Raw genomic sequence first — 12,169 nt, 5'->3', positions numbered from 1 at the left:
GGCGGAAGTCGGCGGAAGTCGACGGAGTTCAGGCGAGCAAGGCAGTGATGACGATCTCCACGCGGTAGGCCGGGTCGGCCAGTTCGACCTTGCCGCAGCAGCGCGTGGGCGTTTCGCCGGGGGCCACCCAGGCGTCCCAGACCGCGTTGAAGCCGTCGAAGTCGGCCATGTCGGCCAGCCAGATCTGGGCGGTCAGCGCGCGGCGGCGGTCGGTGCCGGCCTCGGCCAGCAGSGCGTCTACCTTGGCCAGCGCCTCGCGGGCCTGGCTGGCGATATCGCCGGACTTGTCGTCAGCCACCTGGCCGGCCAAAAAGACCATGCCGTTGGCGATGACGGCCCGGCTGCGGCGGTGGTTCTGGTCCAGACGGACGATGGGCGATGCGGAAGATGTGGACATGGCGGGCTCAGGCGTGGGTCTTGACGATGCGGCGGCAGTGCTCCAGCGCGGCGCCGATCAGGTTGTTGTTGGCTTCCGGTGTGCGGAAAGCCGAATGGGCGGACAGCGTGACGTTGGGCAGCGTGGTCAGCACGTGGCCGGCGGGCATCGGCTCCACCGTGAACACGTCCAGCCCGGCGTGSGCCAGCTTGCCGCTGCGCAGCGCCGCRATCATGGCGTCTTCATCCACCAGCGCGCCRCGCGCCGTGTTGACCAGGATCGCGCCGTCGCGCATCGACTGGATGCGTTCCGCCGTGATCAGGCCGCGCGTCTCGTCGGTCAGCAGCAGGTGCAGCGACACCACGTCGCTCTGCGCCAGCAGCGTGTCCAGATCGACGAATTCCACGCCCTCGTGCGTCTTCGGCGTGCGGTTCCAGGCCAGCACGCGCATGCCGATGCCCCGCGCCAGCCGCGCCAGTTCCTGGGCGATGCCGCCAAACCCGACCAGCCCGAGCGTCTTGCCCGTCAGTTGCACGGCGTCCGAGCGCAGCCAGTTGCCGGCGCGCATCTCGCGGTCCATGCGCGCGAAGTTGCGCGCGGCCGCCCACATCAGCGCGAAGGCGCACTCGGCCACGGCGGTATCCCCGTAGCCCTTGATGGTGTGCACCGTGATGCCGATCTCGGCCAACTCCTCCGGGTTCATATAGCTGCGCGGGCCGGTGCCCAGAAACACCACGTGCTTGAGGCCGGTGCACTGGCGGGCGATCTCGGTCGGCAGATGAGTGTGGTCGATGATCGCGATCGGCGCGCCGGCCAGCGTCGCGGGCAGTTGCTCGGGCTTGATCTCGGGCTGGCGGTTGATCGTCAGCGGCAGGTCATCGGCCCGGTGCAGGCGGGAAGCCACTTCCGACAGTGTGGGATTGGCATCGACGAAGACGGCGCGCCATGCACCAGCATCGAACGCGGGATTATGGGCAGCGGGGCGGGCAGGCGTGGCGGAAAGAGAAGAAGTCATTGTTTTTACTCGGCAATAAATAGGGGTGAACCATTACGGTGCCGATGAACCAAAACGGGGCTCGATGAGGCCGCAACGGTGAAGCGCAGCATAACGCTTTACAGAATACAGATCAATAATTAAAGTCTGTATACAGGACGGAGTGCAGGGCCGGGAGYCACCCGGCCCGCACGTTGCCCCCACCACCCTGCCCTTGGAGCGTTCCCATGACGATGCGCCGATTTGCCCCGCGATTTGCCTTGCTTCCCGCCTCYCTGCTTGCTGTCACGTTGATGGGRCTGGCCAGCCCCGCCTCGTCCCAGGACACCAAGTCGTGGCCTAACAACACGATTGCCATCGTCAGCGGCTTCCCCGGGGGCGCCGCCACCGACATCTACGCGCGCCGGCTTGGCGTGGAGCTGAACAAGGAATTCGGCGTCTCGTTTATCTCCGATAATCGCCCCGGTGCGGGCGGGAATATCGCGTCGAGTCTCGTCGCGCAGGCCAAGCCGGATGGTTATACTTTCCTGCTCGGCACGGCCGGYACGCACGCGATTAATCCCGCGCTATATTCGAAACTGTCATTTGACGTGGTGAATGATTTCTCGCGCATTGCATTATTGGGCACGCTGCCGAATATCCTGCTCGTGAATCCCGAGAAGCATCCGGAGATCAAGACCTGCCAGGACCTGATCGCCGCCGCGAAGAAGGCGCCGGGCACGCTGAACTACGCCTCAACCGGCAACGGCGCCTCCGGCCATCTGGCCGGCACGCAGTTCGCCACGGCCTCGAAGACCAGCTACGTGCATATCCCGTACAAGGGCCAGGGGCCGGCCATGACCGCGCTGCTCTCGGGCGAGGTCGATTTCTTCTTCAACCAGAGTTCGCCGAGCCTGGGCGCCATCCAGTCTGGCAAGATGCGTGCGTTAGCGGTCACTTCGTCGCAGCGCGTGAGTGTGCTGCCGAATGTGCCGACCGTCGCCGAGGCGTGCAGCCTGCCCGGCTTCGAAAGCACCACCTGGTACGGCCTGTTCGGCCCGGCCGAGTTGCCGGCGGACATCCAGACCCGGATGTCGCAGGCCGTGCTCAAGGCCATCGGCACGGAGAGCTTCCGCCAATGGCTGGTGAGCCAGGCGATCCAGCCCATTGCCGATGGCGGCCCGGCCGCGTTCAAGCGCACGCAGCTTGCCGATATGAAAACCTGGGCCAAAATCGTCAAGGATTCCGGCGCCCATATCGATTGACGCTGATATAGACCGATTCGCATGGCGGCGTGCCGGTTGCCGCGAGGTGTATACACCGCCGTGCACAGAATCGAATTCAGGTATATTCCAGCCTTTCGCCAGCACCGGCGAAAGGCTGATGACCGAAGACAGGACTCAATACCGTGGCAACCGTGGCAAGTGACAGCATCGTCGAGCAGGTCTATGACAAGCTCAAGCAAATGAGCGTGGGCTATGACTTCAAACCCGGCGAACGGCTCAACGAAGGCGTGCTGGCCAGTGCGCTGGGCGTCAGCCGCACCCCGCTGCGCGAGGCGCTGACCCGCCTGACGACCGAAGGGCTGCTGCGCTTCTCGCCGGGCAAGGGCTTCTTCTGCCGCGATCTGGATGCCCAGGAAGTGTTTTCCCTCTACGAGCTGCGCAAGGTGGTGGAAACCGAGGCGCTGCGGCTGGCCATCGTGCGTGCCAAGGAAGAGGACATCGACGCCCTGCTGTCCTTCCTGGAGAACACCGGCCCGGAGCCGGGCGACCGTACGGTGGAGGAACTCGTGAGGCTCGACGAGACCTTCCATGAAGGCCTGATGGCGATGTCCGGCAACCTGGAGATGCTGCGGGTGCTGAAGAACATCAACGCGCGCATCCGCTTCGTGCGCTGGATCGACATGGAGCGCTGCGACCGCCGCGTCAGCCAGAACGACCACCGCGAGATCCTGCTGGGCCTCAAGGCGCGCGACCCCGAGCGCTGCATCCCCATCCTCACCCGCCATATCGACCGCCGCCACGACCAGATCGCGACCGCCCTGAAGGAAGGGCTGGCGCAGATCTACATGGGCTGACGGCCGGCCCGCCCTACCTCCCGCCTTCCCCCAAAGAAAAAACCCCGCGATGCCATCGGCAACGCGGGGTTCGATGCCCTGCCGCGAACGGCAGGGCCGGCTGTGCCCGGAAACGCTTACACGTTCACGGTATCGGCCACTTCCTTGAAGTCTTCGATCTGGTCGAAGTTCATGTACTGGTAGATCTTGTCGCTGTTGGCGGTCAGCACGCCCATGTCGGCCATGTACTCTTCCTTGTTCGGGATACGGCCAAGGCGCGAGCAGATGGCGGCCAGTTCGGCCGAGCCCAGGTACACGTTGGTGTTCTTGCCCAGACGGTTCGGGAAGTTACGCGTGCTGGTGGACATCACCGTGGCGCCTTCGCGCACCTGTGCCTGGTTACCCATGCACAGCGAGCAGCCCGGCATTTCGGTGCGCGCACCGGCCGTGCCGAACACGCCGTAGTGGCCCTCCTCGGTCAGCTGCTTCTGGTCCATCTTGGTCGGCGGGGCCACCCACAGCTTCACGGGGATGTCGCGCTTGCCTTCCAGCAGCTTCGAGGCTGCGCGGAAGTGACCGATGTTCGTCATGCACGAGCCGATGAACACTTCGTCGATCTTGGCGCCGGCCACGTCGCCCAGCGTCTTCACGTCGTCCGGGTCGTTCGGGCAGGCGACGATCGGCTCATGCACGTCGGCCAGATCGATCTCGATCACGGCGGCGTACTCGGCGTCAGCGTCCGGCTCCAGCAGCTTCGGATCGGCCAGCCACGCTTCCATGGCCTTGATACGGCGCTGCAGGCTGCGCGGGTCCTGGTAGCCCTCGGCGATCATCCACTTCAGCAGCGTAATGTTGCTGTTGATGTACTCGATGATCGGTTCCTTGTTCAGGCGCACCGTGCAACCGGCGGCCGAACGCTCGGCGGAGGCGTCGGACAGCTCGAAAGCCTGTTCCACCTTCAGTTCGGGCAGACCTTCGATTTCCAGGATACGGCCCGAGAAGATGTTCTTCTTGCCTTGCTTGGCCACGGTCAGCAGGCCCGACTTGATCGCGTACAGCGGAATCGCGTTGACCAGGTCGCGCAGCGTGACGCCGGGCTGCATCTTGCCCTTGAAGCGGACCAGCACCGATTCCGGCATGTCCAGCGGCATCACGCCGGTGGCAGCGGCAAACGCCACCAGACCGGAGCCGGCCGGGAAGCTGATGCCGATCGGGAAACGGGTGTGCGAGTCACCGCCGGTACCCACGGTATCCGGCAGCAGCATGCGGTTGAGCCACGAGTGGATCACACCGTCGCCCGGACGCAGCGAGATACCGCCGCGCGTGCTGATGAACTGGGGCAGCGTGTGGTGCGTCTTCACGTCCACGGGCTTCGGATAGGCGGCGGTGTGGCAGAACGACTGCATCACCAGATCGGCCGAGAAGCCCAGGCAGGCTAGGTCCTTCAGCTCGTCGCGCGTCATCGGGCCGGTGGTGTCCTGCGAGCCCACCGAGGTCATCTTCGGTTCGCAGTACGTGCCCGGGCGGATGCCCGTGCCGTCGGTCAGGCCGCAGGCGCGGCCAACCATCTTCTGGGCCAGCGTGTAACCCTTGCCGGTATCGGCCGGGTTCTGCGGCAGGCGGAACAGCGTGGACGGGGCCAGGCCCAGTGCCTCGCGGGCCTTGGCGGTCAGGCCACGGCCGACGATCAGCGGAATCCGGCCGCCGGCGCGCACTTCATCGAACAGCACGTCCGACTTGACCTTGAATTCGGCGATCACGGCGCCGTTCTTGAGCGCCTTGCCTTCGTACGGGCGCAGTTCGACCACGTCGCCGGTGTCCATCTGCGACACGTCGAGTTCGATCGGCAGCGCGCCGGCGTCTTCCATCGTGTTGTAGAAGATCGGGGCGATCTTGCTGCCCAGGCACACGCCGCCGAAGCGCTTGTTCGGCACGTAGGGGATGTCTTCGCCGGTGAACCACAGCACCGAGTTGGTGGCCGACTTGCGGCTGGAGCCCGTGCCGACCACGTCGCCCACGTAGGCCACGAGGTTGCCCTTCTCCTTCAGCGACTCGATGAACTTCACCGGGCCGCGCTTGCCGTCTTCCTCGGGCTCGAACGCGGTGCCTTCACGCTTGTTCTTCAGCATGGCCAGCGCGTGCATCGGGATGTCCGGGCGCGTGGTGGCGTCGGGGGCCGGCGACAGGTCGTCGGTGTTGGTCTCGCCCGGCACCTTGAACACGGTGATGGTCATCGACGCCGGCACTTCCGGACGGTTCGTGAACCACTCGGCGTCGGCCCAGCTTTGCAGCACGGACTTGGCGTTGGCGTTGCCCTTGTCGGCCTTTTCCTTCACATCGTGGAAGGCGTCGAACATCAGCAGCGTGGTCTTCAGCGCGTTGCCGGCCACGGCGCCGACTTCGGCGTCGTCGAGCAGCTCGATCAGCGGGGAGATGTTGTAGCCGCCGAGCATGGTGCCCAGCAGTTCGGTGGCGCGGGCGCGCGAAATCAGCGCGGTCTTCTCCGAACCCAGGGCCACGGCGGCCAGGTAGGAAGCCTTGACCTTGGCGGCGTCGTCCACGCCGGCCGGCACACGGTAGGTGATCAGGTCCAGCAGGGTCTGTTCCTCGCCCGCCGGCGGGTTCTTGATCAGTTCGATCAGCTCGGCGGTCTGCTTGGCGGTCAGCGGCAGAGGRGGAATGCCAAGCGCGGCGCGTTCGGCAACATGGGCGCGATAGATATCAAGCATGGGAACCTGCTGGTAATAGGGTTGTAACGTACAGCTTTGTCTCTGTGGGTCCAGCGGCACAGCACACCGCTGGTTGCCGCGTGATTGTAATCCGAAGTCCGGCCCAGATCAAATGTCTTATATCTTATATAAGACTTAAATCGCAACACCCGCGGCTCCACAACGGTTGGCGGCACATAAGACYCGCGGAACTGACATGAAAGGTGTCCGGAGGTCGCCACCCGCCCTGCCGGCAGCCACGCGAGCCGGGCCGCGGCGCCGGCCTTTTAAGATATTCATCGATCACATTCACACGTCATGCAAGACGTGCGTCTTAAGTTCCGGCGCGCCCATTCGTTAACCATGGTGCAGGCGCTAATGGCGCGCCCATGCGCCTCCGCGTCCGATGCCCGCCCAGCTCAAACGGCCAAGCTGAGTGGGTTTCCCCCTTTTTATCGGCCCTTTGCTTGCCTGCGATTCGGGAAGAATGGCAGGCATTCCGACACAGGCATCTCATGGCGAACACGCTTTCCCCCTCCCAGACTGGCGGCAATTCAAGCAAGCGCGGTCGACTGCTGCTGATTGGCGGCGGCGTGCTGGTGGTGGTGCTGGGCGTTGGCGGCTTCGTGCTCGGCAGCGTGCTCGGCGGTAATCGCCAGGCAGCGGCGCCGGCAGCACCCGTAATCCCCGCGCCGATCTTCGTGCCGCTTGACGCGTTCACGGTGAACCTGAAGGGCGAGGACGGTGATCGCTTCCTGCACACCGGCCTGTCGCTCAAGGTGGCGGACGCCGACACCCAGGGACGTCTGGCCCAGTACCAGCCGGAAGCGCGCAGCCGCATCCTGCTGCTGCTTTCGGCCCGCCAGCCGGCGGACCTGGCCACGGTGGAGGGCAAGCGCAAGCTGGCCCAGGACGTGCAGGCTGCCATCAGCCAGCCGTTCGCGCCCGGCCTGCCGCCCCAGAAGATCCTGGATGTCTTGTTTACATCGTTCGTGGTGCAGTAAGCCCCTGGCGCCCTGCTCCCGAACCCAACTGCATAACCGACATGAAACTGTCCGCCGACCTTCCTTCCTGCCGACGCGCCTGGCGCGCCGACTGAAGCCGGCCATGGACCGTTTCATCCTTACAGCTGTTCACGGGGCAGGACACTAGATGGCCTACGACAAGTTCCTCTCGCAGGACGAGGTAGACGAGCTACTGAAAGGCGTATCGGGCGAATCCGATGCGCCCGCAGCCAGCAGCGCGCCCGCTATTGATGAAGGCGGGGTGCGGCCGTACAACCTGGCTACCCAGGAACGGATCATCCGTGGCCGCCTGCACACGCTCGAAATCATCAACGAGCGCTTCGCGCGGGCGCTGCGCACGGCGCTGTTCAACTTCATCCGCCGCGGCGCCGACATCTCGGTCGGTTCGGTAAGGATCGAAAAATACGGCGATTTCGTGCGCAACCTGCCGGTGCCGACCAACCTGAACCTGGTCCACATGAAGCCGCTGCGGGGCACCGCGCTGTTCGTGTACGACCCGAACCTCGTGTTCCTGGTGGTGGACAACCTGTTCGGCGGCGATGGCCGCTTCCACACCCGTGTGGAAGGCCGCGACTTCACGCAGACCGAGCAACGCATCATCCGCCGCATGCTGGACCTGACGCTGAACAGCTACGGCCAGGCCTGGCGCACCGTGCATCCCATCGAGTTCGACTATGTCCGCTCGGAGATGCACACCAAGTTTGCCAACATCGCCGGCGCCAACGACGCCGTGGTGACCACCGCGTTCCATATCGAACTGGGCGCCGTGGGCGGGCAACTGCATATCTGCATTCCCTTCTCGATGATCGAACCGCTGCGGGATCTGCTGATGAACCCGCTGCAGGACGAGGTCGAGGTGGACAAGCGCTGGCTCGGCCAGCTCTCCACCCAGCTGCGTGCCGCCGAAGTGGAACTGGTGGCCGAATTCACGCACCTCCAGAGCACCGTGGCCGAGGTACTGGCCCTGCGTGCCGGCGACGTGCTGCCGATCGACCTGCCCGAGAAGCTCTTCGGCAAGGTGGACGGCGTGCCCGTCATGCAATGCGGCTTCGGCACCATGAACGGCCAGTACGCGCTGCGCGTGGAGCGAATGATCAATTACCAAGACAGCGATTCCAACAAGGAAACCGATCATGACTGACGGCACTCAGGACAAGCCGGTCGATCCGATGGACGACTGGGCCAGCGCCCTGGCGGAGCAGACCAGCGCCGAGCCGGCACCGGCTGCCGCCCCGGCCGCCACGACCCCCTCCGCTACGGCACCCGCTACGGCGGCGCCTTCGCAGGCCATGGCTACCGCCACCCCGGCAGCCTCCACGGTGTTCCCGCCGCTGGCGCAGGAAGCGCCGGCCGGCTTCCACAACGATATCGGGATGATTCTCGATATCCCGGTGCAGCTGACCGTGGAACTGGGCCGCACCAAGGTACCCATCAAGAACCTGCTGCAACTGGCGCAGGGCTCGGTGGTGGAACTCGACGGCCTGGCTGGCGAACCGATGGACGTGCTGGTCAACGGCTACCTGATCGCCCAGGGCGAGGTGGTGGTCGTGAACGACAAGTTCGGCATCCGCCTGACGGACATCATCACGCCGTCCGAACGTATCCGGAAGCTGAACAAATGACAGCCGTGTCGCGCCGGCTGCGGTCTGCCGGACGCTTTGCCGCGGGCCTGATCCTCACGGGTCTGGCCACGGCCGGTGCGCAGGCTGCAGATGTTGTATTGAGTACCGCCCAGGCAGCCAGTGCACCGGCTGCCCCGGTGGCGCAGTCCGCGCCGGTGATCAGCGGCGGGGCCAGCCTCGCGCAGGCCGGGCTCGGCCTGTTTGCCGTCATCGCCCTGATCCTCGGCATGGCCTGGCTCGCGCGCCGCGTGGGCCTGGTGCGCCACGGCAGCGGCGGCGCCACGATGAAAGTCGTGGGCAGCCTGATGCTGGGCGCGCGCCAGAAGGTGGTCATGGTCGAAGTTGGCGATACCTGGCTCGTGCTGGGTGTTTCCGCCGGCGAGATTCGTCCGCTCCACACCCTCCCGGCCCAGCCRGATGCCATGGTCCCGGCCGGCACCACCGCGCCGCAGCCCTTGCAGGGCGGCTTTGGCGAGCGCCTGATGCGCGCGATGCAGGAAAACCTCAAGAAATGAACACGTTGCGTGCCGCCATCGGGCGGCATTCCGCCCGCGGGGCCTGGGTCGCGCTGCTGCCGGTAGCGGTCGGGCTGGCGCTGTCGGCCCTTCCCGAATCGGCCCTGGCCCAGGCGCTGCCGGGCGTGACCAGCAAGCCGGCCGCCGGCGGTGGCCAGACCTGGTCGCTCTCGATCCAGACGCTGGTCCTGCTGACCTCGCTGTCGTTTCTGCCGGCTGCCATGCTGATGATGACGGGCTTCACCCGCATCGTCATCGTGCTGGGCCTGCTGCGCAGCGCGCTGGGCACGGCCTCCTCGCCACCGAACCAGGTGCTGGTGGGCCTGTCGCTGTTCCTGACCTTCTTCGTCATGTCCCCGGTGTTCGACCGCGTGTACACGGACGCCTACAAGCCGCTCTCGGAAAACAAGATCAGCCTGGAGACCGCCGCGTCCCGCGCCGCCGTGCCGATGCGCACGTTCATGCTGCGCCAGACCCGCGAGAAGGACCTGGCGATGTTCGCCCAGATGGCCAAGACGCCCGAGATGAACGGCCCGGAAGACGTGCCGTTCTCGGTGCTGGTGCCGGCGTTCGTCACCAGCGAGCTGAAGACCGCGTTCCAGATCGGCTTCACGATCTTCATCCCTTTCCTGATCATCGACCTGGTCGTGGCCAGCGTGCTGATGGCGATGGGCATGATGATGGTGCCGCCGGCGACGATTTCATTGCCATTCAAGCTGATGCTGTTCGTGCTCGTGGATGGCTGGCAACTGCTGCTGGGCTCCCTGGCGCAGAGCTTCATGACCTGACAAGGAGCCTGCCATGACGCCCGAAACAGTCATGACCATCGCCACGCAGGCGATGAAGATGACGCTGATGCTGTCCGCCCCGCTGCTGCTGGTGGCGCTGGCGGCCGGTCTGGTGGTGAGCCTGTTCCAGGCCGCCACCCAGATCAACGAAATGACCCTGACGTTCATCCCCAAGCTGATTGCACTGTTCGTGACGATGGTGCTGGTTGGCCCGTGGATGATCAACACCTTCGTCGACTACATGCGCGAGGTGTTCCAGGGCATTCCCGCGCTGGCGCACTGACGCCCGCCTGCCGTGATCGACGTCTCCACGGCCCAGCTCTACGGCTGGATCGCCGCCTTCCTGTGGCCGATGTTCCGCCTGCTCGGGCTGATCGCCACCGCGCCGCTGTTCAGTGAATCGACGATTCCGCGCCGCGCCAAGGTCCTGCTGGCCGGTGCGCTGTCGGTCATCGTCTCGCCCACGCTCGGCAATATCCCGAGCGCCACGGTCTATTCCTTCGACGGCTTCCTGATCATCCTCAACGAGGTCGGCATCGGCGTGGCCATGGGCTTCACCATGCGGCTGGTCTTCGCGGCGGTGCAGACCGCCGGCGAGGTGATCGGCCTGCAGATGGGTCTCTCGTTCGCCTCGTTCTACGACCGCTCGTCGGGCGGGCAGACCATGGTGCTGTCGCGTTTCCTGAACATCGTGGCGATGCTGCTGTTCATCGTCCTGGACGGCCACCTGATGATGCTGGCCGTGCTGGTGGACAGCTTTGGCGCGGTGCCCATCGCCGCCACGCCGCTCTCCGGCCACGGCTGGGGCACGGTGGCCAAGGCCGGGTCGATGGTGTTCTCGGCCGGCACGCTGCTCTCGCTGCCGATGATCGCCACGCTGCTCACGCTGAACCTGGCGATGGGGATTCTGAACCGCGCCTCGCCGCAGCTCTCGATCTTCGCGGTGGGCTTCCCCGTGACGCTCCTCGGTGGCATGCTGGTGATGACCCTGGTCATGCCGCAGATGGGCGCCTACATGCAGCACATGGTCGAGGCCGGCCTGGCCACCATGGGCGCCGTCCTCGACCAGCTGGCGCCCTAGGGCGCCCAAGCCGACTAGTTCGCCTGCGGCAGCGCGCCAGCCTGCTGCAGCGCGGCGCGGCCAATCTCGAGCCGCTTCGGCCCCTGATCCATCTTCGGCATGTCCATGTTCATGGCGAACACGTAGCGGTCCTCGCCGCGCGTGAGCGAGCCGACCCACCAGCCCACATCGACACCATCCCGCGCGGACCAGCCGGTCTTGGCCCGCAGCGTGTACGCCGGGGTCTGCTCGATGGTCAGGATGTCATCCAGCGCGTCATAGCTGCGCGCCGAGATGCCCGGCAGCGTGCGCGCCACCACGGCCCGCATGAAGTCGATCTGCTGGTAGGTGGTGATCTTCAGGTGGTTGTTGAGCCAGAACATGTCCACCGGGCCGCTCACATCCGCATTGCCGAAGTGGGCCGCGCCGAGGAAGCGGCGGTACTGCGCCGTCCCCACGCGCCGCGCCAGCGCCTGATAGGCCGGCACGCACGAGTTCTTCAACGCCAGCCGCAGCGACACATCGCCATTGCACACGGCCGGCAGGATCGGCTTGCCGTGGTGGGTCCAGACCTTGCCGTCCCAGGGGATCTTGTCGTTGTCCACGTCAGCCACGGCGCCGGTCTCCAGCCCGATCAGGGAATTGAAGATCTTGAACGTCGAGGCCGGCGAGTAGGCCTCRCGGGCACGCTGCGGGTTGTAGGCGTACAGGCGGGCGGCGCGCACGTCGTAGATCARCATCGTGCCCTGCGTGCCGGCGGCATCGAAGAGCGGCTTGAGGTTGAGCGGGGCTTCCTTGGGGGCTTCCTTGGCGGTCTGCGCGTGGACCGGCGCGGCCAGCATCAGCGCGGCGGACAGCGAGGCGAGGCAAAGGCGGCGGGCAAGGCTGGGCAATCTGTTTGGCATGTTCTGCACCTTTCTGAGGGGAGGATCGAAATGTCATGGGATGACAATCCAGGCCCGGATCGTGGTGCGGAGCATAGGCGCTGATCGCCGGGGCGCCAACCCGGCCAGCTGTAACACGCGTAACATGGCGGGGCCCCA

13 protein-coding genes are annotated in these 12,169 nt (G+C 65.6%); 9 read left to right on the top strand and 4 right to left on the bottom strand.

Annotation, left to right across the window (positions count from 1 at the left end; genetic code table 11):
* Nucleotides 1-28: 28 nt before the first annotated feature.
* Both AB4Z27_RS11375 and AB4Z27_RS11370 read right to left on the bottom strand, forming a co-directional pair.
* A complete protein-coding gene (locus tag AB4Z27_RS11375; RefSeq protein WP_092295566.1) occupies nt 29-397 on the bottom strand; it encodes a RidA family protein in 369 nt (122 codons plus the stop codon).
* A 7-nt stretch (nt 398-404) separates the two neighbouring features.
* The gene (locus tag AB4Z27_RS11370; RefSeq protein ID WP_441592595.1) at nt 405-1,391 is read right to left on the bottom strand and encodes an NAD(P)-dependent oxidoreductase; all 987 of its coding nucleotides are present in this window, start codon (nt 1,389-1,391) and stop codon (nt 405-407) included.
* Between the two features lie 239 nt (nt 1,392-1,630).
* Here AB4Z27_RS11370 and AB4Z27_RS11365 point away from each other — a divergent pair, with 239 nt between their 5' ends.
* Nucleotides 1,631-2,614: a Bug family tripartite tricarboxylate transporter substrate binding protein gene (locus tag AB4Z27_RS11365; protein WP_441644487.1), complete on the top strand. Its 984-nt coding sequence runs from the start codon at nt 1,631-1,633 to the stop codon at nt 2,612-2,614.
* Nucleotides 2,615-2,757: 143 nt separating this feature from the next.
* A complete protein-coding gene (locus AB4Z27_RS11360) occupies nt 2,758-3,429 on the top strand; it encodes a GntR family transcriptional regulator (RefSeq protein WP_441644486.1) in 672 nt (223 codons plus the stop codon).
* A gap of 116 nt (nt 3,430-3,545) precedes the next feature.
* Here the strand turns inward: AB4Z27_RS11360 and AB4Z27_RS11355 are convergent, their stop codons facing one another.
* Nucleotides 3,546-6,137, bottom strand: a complete 2,592-nt coding sequence (locus tag AB4Z27_RS11355; RefSeq protein ID WP_092295576.1) for a bifunctional aconitate hydratase 2/2-methylisocitrate dehydratase — start codon at nt 6,135-6,137, stop codon at nt 3,546-3,548.
* A gap of 494 nt (nt 6,138-6,631) precedes the next feature.
* Between AB4Z27_RS11355 and fliL the strand changes: the two genes are divergently transcribed.
* The 7 genes from fliL (at nt 6,632) to fliR (ending at nt 11,147) form a co-directional block, all read left to right on the top strand.
* Nucleotides 6,632-7,120, top strand: coding sequence for a flagellar basal body-associated protein FliL (gene fliL / locus AB4Z27_RS11350; RefSeq protein ID WP_092295579.1), 489 nt, complete (start codon nt 6,632-6,634; stop codon nt 7,118-7,120).
* A gap of 148 nt (nt 7,121-7,268) precedes the next feature.
* On the top strand, nt 7,269-8,282 hold the full coding sequence (fliM, locus tag AB4Z27_RS11345; protein WP_092295582.1) for a flagellar motor switch protein FliM: 1,014 nt from the start codon (nt 7,269-7,271) through the stop codon (nt 8,280-8,282).
* Nucleotides 8,275-8,763: a flagellar motor switch protein FliN gene (gene fliN / locus AB4Z27_RS11340; RefSeq protein WP_092295585.1), complete on the top strand. Its 489-nt coding sequence runs from the start codon at nt 8,275-8,277 to the stop codon at nt 8,761-8,763. Before fliM ends, fliN begins: the two co-directional genes overlap by 8 nt.
* Nucleotides 8,760-9,278 carry a flagellar biosynthetic protein FliO gene (fliO, locus tag AB4Z27_RS11335; protein WP_092295588.1) on the top strand — a complete coding sequence of 173 codons (519 nt, stop codon included), beginning with the start codon at nt 8,760-8,762 and terminating at the stop codon, nt 9,276-9,278. The genes fliN and fliO overlap by 4 nt, the downstream gene beginning before the upstream one ends.
* Nucleotides 9,275-10,066: a flagellar type III secretion system pore protein FliP gene (fliP, locus tag AB4Z27_RS11330; protein ID WP_092295591.1), complete on the top strand. Its 792-nt coding sequence runs from the start codon at nt 9,275-9,277 to the stop codon at nt 10,064-10,066. Before fliO ends, fliP begins: the two co-directional genes overlap by 4 nt.
* 13 nt (nt 10,067-10,079) lie before the next feature.
* Entirely contained in the window at nt 10,080-10,349 is a 270-nt protein-coding gene (gene fliQ, locus AB4Z27_RS11325; protein ID WP_092295594.1) for a flagellar biosynthesis protein FliQ, read from the top strand.
* A gap of 12 nt (nt 10,350-10,361) precedes the next feature.
* A complete protein-coding gene (gene fliR / locus AB4Z27_RS11320) occupies nt 10,362-11,147 on the top strand; it encodes a flagellar biosynthetic protein FliR (protein ID WP_092295597.1) in 786 nt (261 codons plus the stop codon).
* Between the two features lie 14 nt (nt 11,148-11,161).
* Here fliR and blaOXA read toward each other — a convergent pair whose 3' ends face one another.
* Complete coding sequence (blaOXA, locus tag AB4Z27_RS11315) at nt 11,162-12,031, bottom strand: OXA-1206 family carbapenem-hydrolyzing class D beta-lactamase (RefSeq protein ID WP_441592599.1); 870 nt, start codon at nt 12,029-12,031, stop codon at nt 11,162-11,164.
* Nucleotides 12,032-12,169: the final 138 nt, after the last annotated feature.

It is taken from the genome of Cupriavidus sp. KB_39 (assembly GCF_052114485.1).
Taxonomy (GTDB): domain Bacteria; phylum Pseudomonadota; class Gammaproteobacteria; order Burkholderiales; family Burkholderiaceae; genus Cupriavidus.
Note: the sequence above shows the minus strand (reverse complement) of the source record. Positions and strands in the feature narration are given on the sequence as shown.